Origin of the sequence: Sphaerimonospora sp. CA-214678, from assembly GCF_050942215.1 — a bacterium.
Taxonomy (GTDB): Bacteria; Actinomycetota; Actinomycetes; order Streptosporangiales; family Streptosporangiaceae; genus Sphaerimonospora.
Map to the genome: position 1 here is coordinate 6,122,394 of NZ_CP192056.1, position 16,518 is coordinate 6,138,911.

Consider the following 16,518-nt stretch of genomic DNA (forward strand, 5'->3'; position numbering starts at 1 on the left):
CTGCAGCGTGTGAACAGCTGACAGGTGAGGACATCGGCGGACAGAGGCGGATACTCTTACCAGTCCGGAGGTGAGTAAATGGTCGCCGAACGCCTTCCCACGTGGGCTGAACGGCTGCGTGCTGAGCGACGTAAGCGGATGTGGAGCCAACCCGATCTGGCTCGGCATCTTGTCGAAGCGGCCGAAGACCATATCCGGGCTCACTTGCCGCGGCGAGATTCGATCCTGCGGCGTATCCGAAGCTACGAAGCGGGCGAGCACGAGCCGCGCGACCCCTACCGGACCCTGCTGTGCCGGGTGTTCGGGATCTCGGAGGTCGTGCTTTTTAGCCCATCGTCAACGCTCACCGATATGTCCCACCAGAGCACGGGAGGCGGTCACCATGAACTCGGTAGCCGTGCCCTCACAGGGGAGGTCGTGGCATCGGCCGAAGCAGGAACACATCAGGAGGGTTCGTCAGGCAGACTGGAGGACATCCTCGCCTCCCTGGACATGCTCATGCGAAGACGCGACCTCTTCCCTTTGACGGGCGGTCTGGCCGCAGCGGCCTTCATCCACAACCTGTCCCCAGCGTCGCCGCCGCCCTACAGCAGCGCGCTGTACGAAACATGCAGCCAGATGACGACCAGTTACCGCCGACTGGACAACCTGCTCGGCCCGCACGCGGTGTTCACGCAGGTAGTGGACCACCACAACCAGCTGATCACCTGGGTGCGCCACGCGCGTAACCCGATGGAACGCGAGCGAATGGCCGCCCTCGCCATCGATTCCGGCGGTCTGGCCTCATGGCTGAATCTCGACCTTGAGCAGTACGACCAGGCTTTCGCCCTTGCCAGGCAAGCCTCACAGATCGCCCTGGAGAATGACGACCTGAGCCGGCAGGCGTATCTAGCCGGACGTATGAGCCGCATTCTCTGCGAGGGCCACCAGTACCAGCATGCCCTGCAACTATCGGATGAGGCCCTCCGGTTGGCCATGACCAGGGCGGACCACACCCTGTGTTCCTGGCTCACCGTGACCCGGGCGCAGGTTCACGCTTTTCTCGGCAACGATCGAGCGTGCCGAGCTGATCTGGAGGCCGCCGCCGACCTGCTTGATCGTGCCACGGACAAGCCCGAGGACTACATCGCCTTCCATGACCGCGGTCATCTCTACAAGATGGCTGGGCACGCCTTGCTCACACTCGGAGTACGCATACCGACAGCAGCGGTGGATGGGAAACGCGTCATTGACCGGGCGTTAGACATGTGGTCCCAGAACTTGGTACGCGCCTCTGCCGAAGTACTGGCTGCCTGCGCCGCGGCCCATCTGGAGCTTCGGGAGATTCCCGAGGCCGCACGACTGACCGGAGAAGCGTACGTCATCGCCGCGCGTACCCGATCACCCCGCAACCTGCGATACATCAGCAACCTTCGGGCTCAGCTACGCCCTTATCGGAATACGGCAGCCGTACGGGCCTTGGACGAGCAGCTCGGCCTGTGAACCGACGCGACGGCGTCCACCTGGTTCTGCTCGGTGCCATCTGGGGTGCCATCTACCCCCTCACCACCGTGGCGCTCCGTGACCTCACCCCCGCAACAATCGTTGTCACCCGTACCGCGTTGTCGGCCGTTGTCCTCATCCCTTTCGCGATCCACAGCGGCGCGCTGAGCACCCTGCGCGTGCGGCCAGTGGCAGTCCTGGTCGCCGCGCTCTTACAGGTGGCCATTCCTCTCATGCTGCTGACCATTGGCCAGCAGTACGTTTCCGCAGGCCTAGCAGGCATCTTGGTGGCCACTCAGCCTGTGTGGGCTGCGGTGATGGCTGTCATCATCACTCGGGCCGTTCAGAGGCGCCTGTTCGCCGGCGTATCGCTCGGACTCGCGGGCGTGGCCCTGCTGTTCCTGCAAGACGTCGACCTCGCCAACACGAGCGGATGGGGCGCCGCCGCGCTTATCGCGGCAGCCGCTTTCATCGCCGCAGGATCGATATGGACGGAGCAAGCTCTCCCGGAGATACCCCCGCTGGGAGCAGCAACGGCCAGCATGACCATCAGCGCGCTCATGTTGGCTCCGGTAGCTAGCGTTACCGGCATACATCTTCCCGGTCTGTCCACGACATTGGCCTTGCTGATTCTCAGCCTGGTTTCGACAGCCGGAGCACTCGTCCTGTTCTACGCACTGATCCATCGGGTGGGCGCTGCACGCGCTAACCTCGCCGGATACTTGGACCCCGGGTTCGCGATCGCCTACAGCATGATCCTCCTCGGCGAGCGAGTCACCCCCGCAGCCCTCATCGGCCTGCTCCTGATCCTGACGGGCTCATATGTCGGCGCCACCAGTAGGTGACCGCTAGCGGTCTGGCGCGCGAAGACATTCAGGAGTCCCCAAGCCGCTGCGGGGCAAAGCCGCCTTTCCCTTCATGAGCCATCCCATTCGTTTTGCTATCCGCTTCGGTCCGGGAACGTGCCGGGCCTTGCCTCAATTTCAAGCTGGTCCTCACGCATCGAGTAGTTACTGAGACTCTTGACTGCTTCCACACCCGCGTTCAGGCTCTCATGTGTGCAAGTTCGTACAAGCTCTCAGGCAGGAGGCCCCGCATGGCGCTACGGTTCTATGGCAAGGGCGGCAGCCAGACCGACAGTTGCCCCTCGGTCCATGTGGACGACACTGACGGAAGTTTCGTGATCGTGGGTGCTCTCGTCGAAGATCCGGACGTACTCATCGAGATCCAGCGGGAAAGCCACATCGACCCTCACGAGCGGGCCGTCCGGGTGCCGCGTGAGCTGCGCAAGGCTCTTTGGGAGGCGCTGGGTGGGCATGATCCAGATCTTGGGTGAGCTGTTCGCACGGACCCGACACTCGGTGACGCACCTGGAGATGCGCGACACCTACGGGGCCGGCGGACCCGACTACCGACTGTGGCGTGAGGGCGTCCCTATCGAGCAGATCGCGCAGTACGGCAATGTCGCACCCTGGGTGACCCTGGTACGGGAGCACGTGACTCGAGGGGTTGTCTTCCGCCGCGCCAGGATCGTGTCCGAGCCGGTCAGCGACTATATCCGTTTTGAGCACGCCGCCACCGGCTACTCCAACATCGCCGCTGGCGAGCAGGTGCGCTGGCTGCCTCGTCAGCGTGCGGCGGATCTGGCGCTTCCCGGATGCGACTTCTGGCAGTTCGACGACGCCCTGGTGTGCTGGGTCTTTCAAAGCGGCGACGGTGACCCGGTCGGCTACGAACTGACCGAAGACCCGAACGCGGCCAAGCTGTGCGTCTCGGCGTTCGAGGCGGTATGGGAACGTGGGATCGACCACGGGGAGTACCAGCCCACCTGACCCTGAAGCTCGCTCATGGCCACTTCCCCCTCTTCCAGCGCCCAGCAGGCACGTCAGGCGATCGCCGACCGGCTGCGCGAAATTCTGCGCGACTCCGGTCTGACTGCCCGAGCGCTGGCACGGGAGGCGGGGTGGAATGAGACCAAGTGCTCCCGTCTCATTCACGGCCGTACCCCTCCGAGTGACAGCGACATCCGCGCCTGGTGCACGATCTGTGGCGTCCCCGAGGAGATCCCCAACCTGATCGCCGCCTCCCGCAGCGCGGAGACCGCCTACCTGGAGTGGCGCAGGGTCCAGCGCAGCATGAAACGGATGCAGGATCTGGGGCTGTCGCTGTTCGAGGACAACCACCTGTACCGGTTTTACTCCTCCAACCTCGTCCCCTGGCCGTTGCAGACGCCCAGCTACATGCGAGCCATCATGCGGCGCTTCGCCGACTTCCACCAGGCCGACGTGCCCGACATCGAGGAAGGGGTCAAGGCGCGCGTCGCCCGGCGCCGTTTCCTGGACGACGGCACCCGCCGGTGCGCGATGCTGATTGAGGAGTCGGTGCTCAGGAACAGGATCTTCGGCGAAGATGTGCTGAGCGAGCAGCTGCACCATCTCCTGACCGGGATGCGCCAGCCGAACCTGTCCTTAGGCATCATTCCGCTGGCGGGCCGGCGCGTGCAGAAGCTCACCGAGACCTTCCACATCTACGGCGACACCACGGTGTCCATCGAGCTGGTGTCGGCCATCATCACCATCACGCAGCCGCGGGAGATTGCCCTGTACGTCAAGTGCTTCAGCGACCTGGCATCCAGCGCTGTCTACGGGGACAAGGCCAAGGCGTTGATCACAGCAGCCATCAGTGCGCTGGAACAGGCGTAGAAGTTCGTACAAGTTTCTGGAGGCGCCTCGCCTCGGCTCTTTACCGTCACGTGCACGGCGATCGGTTACGCCACCCCGGCACCGGTCCGCTGTCCCCGCCCATGCTTAGAGCAAGGAGGCGCCACGCGATGCCGCTACGCACGACACCGGCCAAGCCCCATCTGGACGGTCTGCACGCACGTCGGAACCTCACGGCCGACACACATGCCCCGGCGATGCGGTTGAGCGTCCCGTCAGCGGCAGCGGGGCGGCCCCCGTCTCCTGCCGCTTTCTTCAACCCTGCCCGGAGCGGCCAAGACGTGGACGTTCCGGGCCGGGCCCCAGATCGGGTTGGCTCACATCCGCTTACGTCACTCAGCACGAAGCCGTTCAGCCCACGCGTGAGGGCGTTCGGCGACCTTGGCTCAAAGAGCATCCGCCTCTGTCCGCCGATGTCCTTGCCTGTCAGCTGTTCAGGTCACGTATGCGATCAGTCAAATAGGGGTGCACCCAGCCCGATCCCCGGGCCGGATGCGCCTGGAGTTGTCGAAGTCCGAAGAGGAGCCGCCGACCGACGAGGCAAGAAGCCACTCGCCTCCCACGTTGCCGCACTCACCATCCCTTGCGGGGCCGGGAATCCTCGCAGGGGGCACGTGCCAGCGGCTTCTGGTTTATGTGAAGCCGCATGATCCATCTATCTAGGGTGACCGAATGACTACAACACGCGACTCACATGTTCAGGACGCCGCCACGCTGCGGGCCGCCATGGTCAGCGAACTGCGCAGCTCAGGCGCGATAACGTCCGAGTTCGTCGCCGCGGCTGTCTCCACCGTCCCCAGACACCTGTTCGCTCCGGGTGAGCCGCTGGAGGCGGTATACGACGACGGCAACGCGGTACTGGTCAAACGTGACCAGAATGGCACGGCCATCAGCTACCTGTCGGCCGCCCACATCCAGGCGGTGATGCTGGAGCAGGCCGAGATCGAACCCGGCATGCATGTCCTGGAAATCGGATCGGGAGGTTACAACGCCGCCCTGATCGCCGAGATCGTCGGCGACAGCGGGGAGGTCACCTCCGTCGACATCGACCCCGACATCGTCGCCCGTGCCCGCGACTGCCTGTCCGCCGCAGGTTACGACCGCGTCAAGGTCGTGTTGGCCGACGCCGAGGACGGGGTGCCCGAGGGTGCCCCCTACGACCGGATCATCGTCACGGCCGGGGCCTGGGATATCTCTCCCGCGTGGGTGGAGCAGCTGTCCGAGCGCGGCAGGATCGTCGTCCCGCTGCGCATGCGGGGACTGACCCGCTCGATCGCGTTCGACCGCGATGGTGAGAACCTGGTGAGCCGCAGCTACCGCCTATGCGCCTTCGTCCCCATGCAAGGGTCCGGCGCTCATCGCGAGCGCACCGTCTTGCTCGGCGACAAGGCAGTGCTACGCCTGGACGACGAATCCCGGAACTTCGACGTCGAGGCGCTGCGGAAGGCTTTGCACTCCGCACGGCTGGAACGCTGGTCGGGAGCGGCGTTCGACCTGCCCGACGAGCTGGAGCTGTTCCTCATGAGCTCGCCACAGGCCGTGATGCTGCACACGAGTGAGGAACTCGTGGAGCAGGGATTGTTCGCCCGATCCGCTGGGAGAGGCGTACCTGCCCTGATCAGCGGCGGCAGCTTCGCATACCGCACGAAGCGGCCGAACGAGACGACTGGCGGATTCGAGTCCGGAGTCATCGCGCACGGCCCCGACGCCGAGGCGGTCGCAGCGCAGTACGTGGACCTGCTACGCCAATGGGCGGACAACCACCGGCGCCGCGACGCGGCTCGCATCCATTACATCCCGAAGGCCGCCGGCACAGCCGGGCCGTTCCAGGAGTTCGCGGTCAAACGGCACGGGGTCGTCGCCATCTCCTGGTCCTGAAGCCACCGGGCCCCAAGCACGTGGGGCGCCGGGGAGATCCACACCACCACTATTGAGGAGGTCTTTCATGTCCATCCAGCTCAACGAGGCACCGACCGCGCACGCGCAACTCCCCGATGACATCGGCGAATGGGACCTGGACGTCTCGATCGTCGAGTCCGGCCCGGCGGCGGACAAGCTCATCCAGATGACCGACGACAACTGCGGCAAGACGTGCCAGTCCGCCTGCCCGGCCACCTGCCCGTAGAGGCGCCACCAGCACCTGAACCATCCGAAGGAGGCGCGTCCGACCGGGGCTTTACCGCTCCGGACGGGCGCCGCCCGCGATGTGGGGAGCAGCAGGTGTACGAGTATCTCGATGCTGTCGTGGTGCGGGCGTCGGCCTGGACACCGGACCAGACGATCGGTCCCTGGCCCGATCTGACCGGGCAGGCGGCCGGGCCCGCGTCCTGGCGCCGCTGGTTGCAGCAGATCGTCCGGATCCCCGGCTTCATGATCGCCGTGGAGCAGGCCAGCCCGGTCCTGGCTCGCCGCGTACGCGGCATCTGCGACGGGACCAGGACGGCCGAGTCCGACGTGCGCCGCGCGGTGCTGGCGGTCATGCGCTACCTGCTTCGCGCGTCGGGCCGCGCCACACCGTTCGGCCTGTTCGCCGGGATCGCCCCGGCCCATATCGCCGACCTGCCTGCCGTGCGCGCTGGGTACGGGCACCGCGCCGTCGTGCGGGCCGACGCCGCGTGGCTGACCGCGGTGATCGAACGTCTGGAGGCCGAACCGGAGCTTCGGCCGCGGTTGAAGGTGCTCGCCAACGGTCTCGCCTTCGAACGTGACGGCCACCTGGTGCTGGAGCACCGCTCCAGCGGGTCGGCCGGCGGGGCTCCGGCCCACGTGCGTGTGCGTGCCACCCGGCCGGTCCGCGCGGCGCTGGCCCTGGCGGGCGGCCCGATCCGGCTGGGAGACCTGAAGGACAAGCTCGCGGCTGACTTCCCCAGCGTCTCCGCTGACGTGATCGGCACGCTCCTGGCGGGTCTGGTGGCGCAGCGGCTGCTCATCACGAATCTGCGCCCGGCGATGACGGTGAGCGACCCGCTCGGCTATCTCGTGAGGGAACTCGACGCGGTCTGTGCGGGAAAAGTGCCCGAGGTGGCTGGAATGGTCGGACGGCTGCGCGAGATCGCCGCCGAGATGGCCCAGTGCGATGACGCGCCGACCCCGGCCACCGCCTACAGGCACCGTGCGTGTCTGGCCGTGGCGATGGCCGCTGTCCGTCCCACCGCCACTCCCGCGCTCGCGGTTGATCTGCGCATGGACGTCGATCTCACGGTGCCACACGCGGTGGCGGCCGAGGCGGCGAAGGCCGCCGGTGTGCTCGTGCGCCTGGCACCGCGTTCCGATCTCGGCCCCGGCTGGGCCGCCTGGCACAGCCGCTTCCTAGAGCGTTACGGCCCGCGCGCCTTGGTTCCCGTCGTGGACGCGGTCGACGCCGACATCGGGATTGGCTACCCGGGCGGGTATCTCGGCGCACCACCGGAAAGGCCCTTCGGCGGGTTGACCGAGCGGGATGTGAAGCTGCTGGCAATGGCGCAGCAGGCCGCGCTGGGCCGCCGACGCGAGGTCCTGCTCGATGACGCGATGGTCACCGATCTCGCGACCGTCCCTTTCGGAGCACACGCACAGCCCACCACGGAGCTGACCGTACGCCTTCACGCTCCGAGCATGCGGGCCCTGCGCGACGGGGAGTTCACCCTCGCGATCGTCGGGGTATCACGCACCGCCGGGACCACGACCGGGCGCTTCCTGTACTTGTTCGGCGACGATGACCGCAATCGAATAACCGCGCTGTACGCGGCCTTGCCCACCGCCACGCGGGACGCGCTCACCGTGCAGGTCTCCGTCGCCGCTCCGCATACGGCGACGGAGAACGTCGCCCGAGCCCCACAGGTGATGGCGCACCTGCTGCCGCTCGGCGAATACCACGACGACGGGGGCGACAGTGGGGGTCGGATACCGCTGGAGGATCTCGCCGTCACCGCGGACGCGCATCGAATCTACCTGGTGTCACGGTCGCGGCGTCAGCCAGTGGAGCCAGTGGTGCTCAATGCGGTGAACCCGGTCACCCACACACATCCGCTGGTGCGGTTCCTCACCGAGGCCACCAACGCGCTGAACGTCCCGTGCACCGTGTTCGATTGGGGGGCTGCGGCTCGTCTGCCGTTCCTGCCCGCCCTGCGCTACGGGCGGACGATGCTGTCCCCCGCCCGCTGGCTGCTCGCAGCCCGCGACCTGCCCGGCCCCGGTGCCCGATGGCCGGAGTGGGACCGCGCCCTGGCCGCCTGGCGAGACGAGGTCGCGCTTCCGCAGAACGTCTACCTCGGCACCGGGGACCAGCGCATCGGCCTGGACCTGTCCGAACCCGCCCACCGTGCCCTGCTGCGCGCACAGGTGGAGCGCACTGGCACCGCCCTGCTGCGCGCCACCCCCGAAACAGCCGGGACGGCGGGATGGATCGGCGGCCACGCCCACGAAATCGTCGTGCCGCTGGCCACCACCCGCCAACCCACAAGAACACCGCCGTGGCTGAAGGAGACGGAGGTCACCAGCCGTGATCACGGTCACCTACCCGGCTGCGACGGCCGGTTCTCCCTCAAGCTCTACGGCCACCCCGACCGACAGACCAGCATCCTCACCCGCCACCTGCCGCCCCTACTTCACGAGCTGGGCGACCAGGCCGAGTGGTGGTTCCTGCGCTACCACGACCCCGATCCGCACCTGCGCCTGCGCCTGACGCTCCCACCAGACCGCTTCACACCCGCCACCGCAGCGATCGGCGCCTGGAGCCAGCGCCTCCGCCAGGCCGGCCTGGTAGCACACGTGCAGTGGGACACCTACTTCCCGGAAACCGCACGCTTTGGAGGCAGCGCGGCGATGGCCACCGCCGAGGCGTACTTCGCCGCGGACTCGGCCACGGCCCTCGCGCAACTGACGACCGGCAGCCAGGCGAACGGCCCCGACCTGCGAGCCCTGACCGCCGCGAGCATGCTCGACATCACCCTAGCCCTGATCACAGACGCCGCCGAGGCGATGAACTGGTTGGTCAAGCACGCACGCACCGACGCCTCCCCTCCGGCCCGCGCCCTCTACGACCAGGCCGTCACCCTGGCGAACCCAAACGACCACCGTGACCTGGCCGCGCAGCCCGCAGGCGAGCACATCGTCTCCTGCTGGGCACGGCGGCGTACCGCTCTTGCCGCCTACCGGCGTGCCCTTGAGAAGAACGGCACGCCCCCGTCCGTCCTGCTGCCCGAGTTGCTGCACCTGCACCACGTCCGAATTGCCGGGACCTCCCAGTCAGGCGAGCGCGCGTGCCTGCACCTGGCCCGCGCTGCCGCCCTGAGCTGGGTCGCGCGAACCACGAGGAGACCATGAACACAACCACCGTCTCAGATACGCTGGCCGCATCCGACGCCATCGCCTCAGCACTGGCCGACCCGAAAACCGCCTGGAGCGCGGCACCGATCGAAGGCCGGGCGTGGCCGCAATCGCTCGCCGGAGGAGCGGCAGGCATCGCGCTGCTGCACATCGAACGTGCCCACTCCGGCCGCGGCGACTGGGAGACCGCTCGCACCTGGCTGTCGTTGGCCGCCTTCGGTGAGCTGACCGTGGCGGCCAACGCGGGGCTGTTCTTCGGTGCCCCGGCCGTGGCCTTCGCCCTGCACGCGGCCGCCGGCGCCTCCGGACGGTACCGGGGCGCCCTGGCCCGCCTGGACGAGGCGGTCACCGCGCTCACCCGCTTCCGTCTCGCCGAGGCGCACGCGCGTATCGAGCGAGCAGAGCGACCCGTGATGAGAGAGTTCGACCTGATCCGCGGCTTAGCCGGATTAGGCGCCTACCACCTGCGGCGACACCCTGACCACCCGATCACCCGGGACGTGCTCGCCTACCTGGTGCGCCTGACCGAACCTCTGCCCAGTAGAGGCGAGCTGCCGCCATGGTGGACGGATGTGTCGCTCAACGGCGAGCCAAGCCCCGACTACCCGCATGGCCACGGCAATCTCGGCATGGCCCACGGCATCGGAGCGGTGCTGGCCCTGTTGTCACTGGCCATACTGCGCGACCTGCCGCTGGATGGAGCCGGGGAGGCGGCCGGGCGGATCTGCGCGTGGACCGATCAGTGGCGCCAAAACGACAGCGGGGGCCTGTGGTGGCCGGGCTTCATCACCATCGACCAGGTCCACGCGCAGCGTGTCGAGCCATCGCGGCGGCCTCGTCCCTCATGGTGCTACGGCATCGGCGGCACCGCCCGCGCCCAGCAACTGGCGGGCATAGCGCTCAAGGACCCTGCGCGGCAGACGGCGGCGGAGAACGCGATGCTCGCCACGCTGCGCGATTCCGCTCTGGTAGAGCGGCTCCCGGAGATCGGGCTGTGCCACGGAATGGCCGGGCTGCTGCAATCCGCGTGGCGGATAGCCTCCGACGCCGCAACTCCTCACATCGCCGACGAGCTGCCCCGTCTGGCGGCCCGACTCGCCGCACGCATACCGGACCCCATACCCGACCCCGAGCTCTTGGATGGCGCCGCAGGGGCCGCGCTCGCCCTGCACACCATCGGCACCGATACCGCCCCGGCATCACACTGGGACGCCTTCCTGCTGCTGGCCCGACCCGCTGGAGCCGCCCCACATGGATCCCCGCCCATGGCACCAGATCAACATCGCCTTCCCCGACTGGACCGACGCTGAGAACGCCGCCGCCACCCATCTCGCGCCGCTGCTGGCCGCGGCCGAGGACGAAGGACTTCTCGCCGCTTGGTTCTACATCCGCAAAGCACCCTCCTGGCGGGTGCGGTATCTGCCCATCGGTGACGCCTCCCAGGCGCACGCACATCTACACCGCCGCCTTGAGGCCCTCACCAACGCGGGACACATCGATGACGTGAAGCAGGTCGTCTACGAGCCGGAGACACACGCGTTCGGCGGAGTCGAGGGTATGCAGGTCGCTCACCGGCTCTTCCACGCCGACAGCCGGCACCTGCTCACCTACCTCGCCGACGCCCGACGCCCGCCCGGCACCGACCAACGCCGCGAGTTGTCGATCCTGCTGTGCGGTCTGCTGCTGCGCGCCGCCCGCCTGGACTGGTACGAACAGGGCGACGTGTGGGCGCGGGTCGCTGACCACCGCGACCTGCCCGACCGGGTCCCCGCCGACAGGCTGCGCTCGTTGCAGGACGGCATGCGGCGCCTGATGAGCGTGGACCCGACAAGTCTCATGCGCGAGAACGGCCCCCTGGCCTTTGCTGCCGAATGGGCACATGCGTTCACCTCCGCCGGGCGGGACCTGGCCGTACTGGCATCCGGCGGGGCGCTGCAGCGTGGGCTACGCGCCGTCCTGACCCACCATGTGATCTTCACCTGGAACCGATTCGGCTTGCCCTTCACCACCCAAGCCGTCCTCGCCACCACCGCCAAGGTCGTGGTGTTCGGCTGCGATCCCACAACAACACCCCAAGCAGAAGAGGAGTCATGGACCCCACCGGGCTGATAGCGCGCCGCCGGACTCAACTGGTACGAAGCCGGGGACGTGCGGCACCTGGGACCAGCACTACCGCGACCGTGCCGTGCGGCTCGAGTCGCCCGGCACCCCGCCAACCGCGGACCCCGACAAGGGGCGGTTCGTCCTGCCCCGCCCCACAAACCGATCCTGGTGACCTGGAGTAACACGCCCATGGAGCCCACCCCGGCGCCGTTTGCGCGGTTCCCCCTCGTCGCCCGGTCCCGCCCGGCCTGCGCCCCGCTCAACGAGCGGGTGGACAACCTTTGCGAGCTGGCCCGCGCCGCCGAACGCGACGACGACACGTCGAAGGCATCGGCCGTGTTCAACCAGGCCGCCCTCCTGGCCAGCGACCTCGGCCTGCCCGACCTGGCCCGCACCTGGTGCCACCAGCACGCCGCCCTGTACCTGGCCGCCTGTCCCCTCACGGGGCGGGCGGCCCGGCACGCCCTCGAACCCCTCGTGAACCTCGCCCGGCTGCAGATCCGCGCCGGCGACGGCGCCCACGCATTTGCTCTCCTGGACGGTCTGTTCGAGGCGCTGAAAGCCCGTACGGACACCACCGTTGATGGCCTTCGCGTCCCCTTCTCGACCCTGACCCGCACGATGGACGACCACCAGGACGTTCTCCGGTGGCTGTGGACGGTTCACCTGGCCGACGGCACCCGCGCCCTCACCGGCGCAGGCCGTTGGAACGACGCCCTCGCCCACCTCCACACTCGCAAGGGCGTCGGCCACCGGATGCTTGACGGCCGGCAGGTCGCCATCATCGCCCACGTCATGTGGGGCGACACCGCCACGGCCCAGGCGCTTCTGGACAGCACCGCGGGGGGAGAGCCGTGGGAGGCCGCTGTCACCGCATGCTTGGCAGCCCTGTGTCGGCCCGGCGATGACCGTACGGCGGGGGAGATGCTGAACTGCTATCGACGCCTCGACTACACCGACCCCGGCCTGGTGGTGTTCCGGACCCGGCTCGGTCTATCGGTGGTCGACGCGGTCGGGGGAGTCGACACCGTGAACGGCCGTGCCGTGGCTACCACGCTCATCATCCGCGCTGTGGCGGCAGGCGACGGCTACGCCGCCCGGGACGTGCTCGACCACCCAGGCTGTGCGGCCGTACTCGAGGCTGACCAGAAGGCTGCGCTCATACAGCTGCTGCAGGTGAGCGGACTCGACTCCCAGCAGTTCCCTGAGTGGCTGATGGTGGAGCTGTCGGTCGCGTTGTCGCGGTGTGGTGCGGTGATCGCGCGCGGCCTCGGCTCTCTCCTCGTAGACGCAGAGCGCATGCGCTAGTGCCGCAGGCGTGCATGCCGTTGCCATCGCGGTGGCAGGCGGTCGAGCTTGGCCACCCCGACCGGGCGGTGGACCTGGTAGATGCCGCCTCGGCGGCACTCGGCGGCAGGTACCCGCTGCGGGTGCCGTGGATGAACGACATGCGCGCCAAGGCGTACGCCGCCGCCCGCTGAGGCTGCGACCGTCAAGGCTCCCGGGTTCGGTTCGGCAATGAGGCGAACAACGACTGTGGAGCCTCGGCCGGTGCACTGTGATCCGGTGCCGCTGTCGGCCGGAAGCGCGTTCGACGGGTCCGGTCAGTCGATCTGGGCCGGTGCGCTGACCGCTCGCGCAATGCGGTGCCCTACAAGGCGCTCGGCCACGGCGAGCCGGTACCAGGCGGCACCCCTCACCTCGGACTCCTGGATGCGCCCCACGTCCGCATCTGTTACGAAGGAGTACCCGATGTCGAGGTGATAGTGATCCGGCTCATCCTTCTCCGGTCGTGCCGGAACCCGGCCATACTCGATGTAGACGGGGGTCTGCGACGCTGGGAAGACCCTACCGGGGTCAACACCGGTCTCCTCCGCCAACTCGCGCACTGCCGCATCGATCAATGTCGCTGCCGGTGGCTACCAGTCCCGAGTCTGCCGGATGGCGACTCGCTAACTCTCATTAGGTGAAATGTACGCAGAGGTCGCCACCGGCTTCAGTGTCGGCCTGGCCACCGCCTGGCAGTACTTCACCGAGACCATCACCCTGCTCGCACGGCGCGCGCCCCCACGCTTGACCAGGCGTTACGCGCGGCCAAGACGGCCGGACATCCCTACCTGATATTGGACGGGACGTTGGTGGTGGTGGGTATCGACCGGGTCGCCGCCGACCGGCCGTACTACTCGGGCAAGAACCGGTGCCACGGGATGAACATCCAGGTCCTGGCCGCTCCGGACGGCACGATCGTGTGGACCTCGGGATCACGGCCGAGTTCGGTGCACGACCTGACTGCGGCCCGGATCTGGGGGATCATTCGCCGTCTCCTGGCTGCCGACCTGGTCACGCTCGCGAACAAGGGGTCCGTCGGCGCTGTGGTGAGCTGGTCCGGGTGCCGTACAAGGGGCGGGGGAAGGCGGTCGGGCAGAAGGTCACCGACTCCCCCCATGCCAAGCTGCGCGGTCCCGGCGAACGGGCAAATGCGCAGCTGAAAAGCCGACGGATCCTTCGAAAGCTCCGCTGCAGCCCCAAACAGGCAGGTCAGCTAGTCAAAGCCATCCACATCCTACAGGCACGAGAAGGTTGATGGAAAACGCTCATTGGGTCGGGACTGCGAAAACCGACAGAAGGTCCCAGCAAGACAGCGAGAGGCCCCGCTTCCGAGACGATCGGTAAGCCCGATTTTATGTGGAGTTGACGGATTCATCACTAGAATGACACGGCCAATGGGAGAGGGTGCGAGGAAAGGTTCAACCATGACTGTTACTGATGGATGGAAACACCGTAGGTGGCACCAGCCTATCTGCAGGCTAGCCAACCAGGGTTTGCAGTGCGGCATCGGCATTGGCCTCGGCTTATTCGCACTGGCGGGCGGTCTCACTGGATGCACTGGCACCGAGGAAGGCAACGCGAAAGCGGCATCTCCGTCGGTGACGGGCCCGTCAGCGGTTGAGAGCGCGTTACCGGATCCTACCCAGAGTACGATACCTTCCGATTTGCGGAAAGTGAGCTGCGAATATCGCAAGGATGATAGCGGAAGTCCAACCAAGTTCGTTGGCTATCCACCAAGCCAACTCGCTCCTGCGGTCGTCAAGGCCACTACCATGACCCTCAAGACAAATCTCGGTAACGTCGTCATAGACTTGACTCCAGGAAAGACCCCCTGCACCATCAACTCCTTTGCGTTCCTCGCTGCGAAGCACTTCTTCGACGACACCGTCTGCTTCCGGCTTGCCACTATTCAGACGAACGGAGTTGGACTTCTCCAGTGCGGCGATCCTCAGGCAAAAGGCGACGGCAAGAACCCGACTGACGGAACCGGCGGCCCTGGGTACCTGTTCGACGATGAGAACCTCGGACCACAGTACAGGCGCGGCGTGGTATTCATGGCACAGGCCGGTGACGCATCAAACTCGAACGGAAGCCAGTTCGCCATCTCCTTCACGGACGAGAACGCCCAACTTCCAGCCGCCTACACCCCCTTCGGCGTCGTAAGGAAAGGCATGGACATCATCGACGAGGTGGTCAGGGGTGGAGTCGTGGAGTTCGTCGACGGAGGCGACATCACTAACGACGATGGTGGAGCAAACGCGCCGAAGATCCGGGTACTCATCACGGAGGTTGTCATCTCCTGATAGCAGGTGTACACATCAACAGGGTGACCATCCGAACAAGGGAGGTAACTCCGAGTAGATGGAAATGAGGGCAGGAGCAATCCAGAACCGGCGCTATTCCCCAGGTCCACTCGGCGATACCTGGCGTATAAGCGAGTGGGCGCATGAGATGTCCCGAACCTTTTCGGGCTTTCGGACAGTCCTATAATCTGCCAGAAAAGCACGCATTGACATACCCTGCCTCCCGTGATCTACTCGAAGCGAATGCATGATCGACATGCATCTGCAATGTCCGAAGGGAGGTACAAGGTGATTCGTATAGTAGAGGCGTTGGGCGAAAAGGTGTTGAGCCTGTTCGTGCCTAAGGTAAATGCAGCCGCGGCCTGCGGCGCGTACTACTGCGGCGTCTGGGATTACTGTCAGGAATGCGGAACCCGGTGCGCTGCAGACTGCTACGTGAACTGTGGCTGCAGCAGGATTTACTGCGGCGCGACGGGCGCTGCCTGCCCGTAGGGGCTGTACAACGAGAATGAAGTGCCCTTCGGTAGGGGCATTTAGAGTCCCGGCAAGACTACCCCTGCCCCTACCGAAGGGCACCTCGATCGTACCAAGGTTCAGGCGGGGATGTATGCATCCGGCTATTCAAATCAAAGCCGATCCCCGTAACCGTATTCGCGTCACTAACGCGAGACCATTAACATGACCCCTTTCATCGAAATGAGAATTGTCGTGCCCTTTCTAGTCACGGCTGTCGTACTTATCGGCGCGATCTGTGCTCTCGACCTCATCCTGACGCTTGGCGTGATCAAGCGCTTACGTTCTCATAGTGAGATACTGTCAAACCGGAACAACGAGGGGCCCCCTGCCATGGAGGTGGGGGAGGAGGTCGGCAGATTCGAGACGTCGACCCTGGATGATGTGAGAATCACCTGGGAGGGCACCCGAGAGGGAACTATCGTCGCCTTCTTCTCCCCTACCTGCGCACCATGCAAAGCAAAACTTCCTAACTTCCTGGAGCACTCGCGCACCCTCCGAGCCGGCGATCCGCGGCCGGTGGCAGTGGTAGTGGGGGATTCTGCCGACGCAGATGAGTTCCTTAGCGCGCTCCGCCCGGTGGCGGATGTGGTGTTGGAAAATCATGAAGGGGTGATGGCGAAGGCATTCCAGGTGACCGCGTTTCCCACGGTCCTTATGGTGGCTCCAGACGCGAGCGGGGTGCTCCGTGTCACCGACAACAATGTAGCTCTGAGCCGCACCGCGCCCCGAGCCGCATAAGCCGGTCCGATATTCCATGC

At 66.4% G+C, this 16,518-nt stretch carries 18 protein-coding genes; 17 read left to right on the plus strand and 1 reads right to left on the minus strand.

Going from position 1 to position 16,518, the window contains the following annotated elements; translation table 11 throughout:
* Positions 1 to 78 precede the first annotated feature (78 nt).
* From ACQP1K_RS27265 to ACQP1K_RS27320, 12 genes are all read left to right on the plus strand, one after another.
* Positions 79 to 1,482, plus strand: coding sequence for a hypothetical protein (locus ACQP1K_RS27265; RefSeq protein WP_433498542.1), 1,404 nt, complete (start codon positions 79 to 81; stop codon positions 1,480 to 1,482).
* Positions 1,479 to 2,327, plus strand: coding sequence for a DMT family transporter (locus ACQP1K_RS27270; RefSeq protein ID WP_433498543.1), 849 nt, complete (start codon positions 1,479 to 1,481; stop codon positions 2,325 to 2,327). Before ACQP1K_RS27265 ends, ACQP1K_RS27270 begins: the two co-directional genes overlap by 4 nt.
* A gap of 251 nt (positions 2,328 to 2,578) precedes the next feature.
* Complete coding sequence (locus tag ACQP1K_RS27275; protein ID WP_433498544.1) at positions 2,579 to 2,818, plus strand: hypothetical protein; 240 nt, start codon at positions 2,579 to 2,581, stop codon at positions 2,816 to 2,818.
* A complete protein-coding gene (locus ACQP1K_RS27280; protein ID WP_433501656.1) occupies positions 2,799 to 3,314 on the plus strand; it encodes a DUF6879 family protein in 516 nt (171 codons plus the stop codon). Before ACQP1K_RS27275 ends, ACQP1K_RS27280 begins: the two co-directional genes overlap by 20 nt.
* 15 nt (positions 3,315 to 3,329) lie before the next feature.
* Complete coding sequence (locus ACQP1K_RS27285; RefSeq protein WP_433498545.1) at positions 3,330 to 4,184, plus strand: helix-turn-helix domain-containing protein; 855 nt, start codon at positions 3,330 to 3,332, stop codon at positions 4,182 to 4,184.
* A 690-nt stretch (positions 4,185 to 4,874) separates the two neighbouring features.
* Entirely contained in the window at positions 4,875 to 6,080 is a 1,206-nt protein-coding gene (fxlM, locus tag ACQP1K_RS27290; RefSeq protein WP_433498546.1) for a methyltransferase, FxLD system, read from the plus strand.
* 67 nt (positions 6,081 to 6,147) lie between these two features.
* Entirely contained in the window at positions 6,148 to 6,327 is a 180-nt protein-coding gene (locus ACQP1K_RS27295; protein WP_433498547.1) for an FxLD family lanthipeptide, read from the plus strand.
* A gap of 95 nt (positions 6,328 to 6,422) precedes the next feature.
* On the plus strand, positions 6,423 to 9,506 hold the full coding sequence (locus tag ACQP1K_RS27300) for a lantibiotic dehydratase (RefSeq protein WP_433498548.1): 3,084 nt from the start codon (positions 6,423 to 6,425) through the stop codon (positions 9,504 to 9,506).
* Positions 9,503 to 10,819, plus strand: coding sequence for a lanthionine synthetase C family protein (locus tag ACQP1K_RS27305; RefSeq protein WP_433498549.1), 1,317 nt, complete (start codon positions 9,503 to 9,505; stop codon positions 10,817 to 10,819). The genes ACQP1K_RS27300 and ACQP1K_RS27305 overlap by 4 nt, the downstream gene beginning before the upstream one ends.
* Positions 10,761 to 11,618 (plus strand): thiopeptide-type bacteriocin biosynthesis protein, encoded by an 858-nt coding sequence (locus ACQP1K_RS27310; protein ID WP_433498550.1) that lies wholly within the window; start codon positions 10,761 to 10,763, stop codon positions 11,616 to 11,618. Before ACQP1K_RS27305 ends, ACQP1K_RS27310 begins: the two co-directional genes overlap by 59 nt.
* A 162-nt stretch (positions 11,619 to 11,780) precedes the next feature.
* Positions 11,781 to 12,920: a hypothetical protein gene (locus ACQP1K_RS27315; RefSeq protein WP_433498551.1), complete on the plus strand. Its 1,140-nt coding sequence runs from the start codon at positions 11,781 to 11,783 to the stop codon at positions 12,918 to 12,920.
* Between the two features lie 14 nt (positions 12,921 to 12,934).
* The gene (locus tag ACQP1K_RS27320; RefSeq protein WP_433498552.1) at positions 12,935 to 13,093 is read left to right on the plus strand and encodes a hypothetical protein; all 159 of its coding nucleotides are present in this window, start codon (positions 12,935 to 12,937) and stop codon (positions 13,091 to 13,093) included.
* Positions 13,094 to 13,216: 123 nt separating this feature from the next.
* Here ACQP1K_RS27320 and ACQP1K_RS27325 read toward each other — a convergent pair whose 3' ends face one another.
* Positions 13,217 to 13,516, minus strand: a complete 300-nt coding sequence (locus ACQP1K_RS27325; RefSeq protein ID WP_433498553.1) for an NUDIX domain-containing protein — start codon at positions 13,514 to 13,516, stop codon at positions 13,217 to 13,219.
* Positions 13,517 to 13,583: 67 nt separating this feature from the next.
* Between ACQP1K_RS27325 and ACQP1K_RS27330 the strand changes: the two genes are divergently transcribed.
* The 5 genes from ACQP1K_RS27330 (at position 13,584) to ACQP1K_RS27350 (ending at position 16,498) form a co-directional block, all read left to right on the plus strand.
* A complete protein-coding gene (locus ACQP1K_RS27330; RefSeq protein WP_433498554.1) occupies positions 13,584 to 13,733 on the plus strand; it encodes a hypothetical protein in 150 nt (49 codons plus the stop codon).
* 14 nt (positions 13,734 to 13,747) lie between these two features.
* Positions 13,748 to 14,101, plus strand: coding sequence for a transposase family protein (locus ACQP1K_RS27335; protein ID WP_433498555.1), 354 nt, complete (start codon positions 13,748 to 13,750; stop codon positions 14,099 to 14,101).
* A 612-nt stretch (positions 14,102 to 14,713) separates the two neighbouring features.
* Positions 14,714 to 15,244, plus strand: a complete 531-nt coding sequence (locus ACQP1K_RS27340; RefSeq protein ID WP_433498556.1) for a peptidylprolyl isomerase — start codon at positions 14,714 to 14,716, stop codon at positions 15,242 to 15,244.
* Positions 15,245 to 15,469: 225 nt separating this feature from the next.
* On the plus strand, positions 15,470 to 15,736 hold the full coding sequence (locus ACQP1K_RS27345; protein ID WP_433498557.1) for a hypothetical protein: 267 nt from the start codon (positions 15,470 to 15,472) through the stop codon (positions 15,734 to 15,736).
* A 186-nt stretch (positions 15,737 to 15,922) separates the two neighbouring features.
* Positions 15,923 to 16,498 (plus strand): hypothetical protein, encoded by a 576-nt coding sequence (locus ACQP1K_RS27350; RefSeq protein ID WP_433498558.1) that lies wholly within the window; start codon positions 15,923 to 15,925, stop codon positions 16,496 to 16,498.
* Positions 16,499 to 16,518 lie beyond the last annotated feature (20 nt).

Excerpts from the sequence above, each read along its gene's own strand:
- ACQP1K_RS27265 (WP_433498542.1), top strand. The coding sequence starts at position 79 with ATGGTCGCCGAACGCCTTCCCACGTGGGCTGAACGGCTGCGTGCTGAG.
- ACQP1K_RS27275 (WP_433498544.1), top strand. The coding sequence starts at position 2,579 with ATGGCGCTACGGTTCTATGGCAAGGGCGGCAGCCAGACCGACAGTTGC.
- ACQP1K_RS27280 (WP_433501656.1), top strand. The coding sequence starts at position 2,799 with ATGATCCAGATCTTGGGTGAGCTGTTCGCACGGACCCGACACTCGGTG.
- ACQP1K_RS27285 (WP_433498545.1), top strand. The coding sequence starts at position 3,330 with ATGGCCACTTCCCCCTCTTCCAGCGCCCAGCAGGCACGTCAGGCGATC.
- fxlM (WP_433498546.1), top strand. The coding sequence starts at position 4,875 with ATGACTACAACACGCGACTCACATGTTCAGGACGCCGCCACGCTGCGG.
- ACQP1K_RS27295 (WP_433498547.1), top strand. The coding sequence starts at position 6,148 with ATGTCCATCCAGCTCAACGAGGCACCGACCGCGCACGCGCAACTCCCC.
- ACQP1K_RS27305 (WP_433498549.1), top strand. The coding sequence starts at position 9,503 with ATGAACACAACCACCGTCTCAGATACGCTGGCCGCATCCGACGCCATC.
- ACQP1K_RS27310 (WP_433498550.1), top strand. The coding sequence starts at position 10,761 with ATGGATCCCCGCCCATGGCACCAGATCAACATCGCCTTCCCCGACTGG.
- ACQP1K_RS27320 (WP_433498552.1), top strand. The coding sequence starts at position 12,935 with ATGCCGTTGCCATCGCGGTGGCAGGCGGTCGAGCTTGGCCACCCCGAC.
- ACQP1K_RS27330 (WP_433498554.1), top strand. The coding sequence starts at position 13,584 with ATGTACGCAGAGGTCGCCACCGGCTTCAGTGTCGGCCTGGCCACCGCC.
- ACQP1K_RS27340 (WP_433498556.1), top strand. The coding sequence starts at position 14,714 with ATGACCCTCAAGACAAATCTCGGTAACGTCGTCATAGACTTGACTCCA.
- ACQP1K_RS27350 (WP_433498558.1), top strand. The coding sequence starts at position 15,923 with ATGACCCCTTTCATCGAAATGAGAATTGTCGTGCCCTTTCTAGTCACG.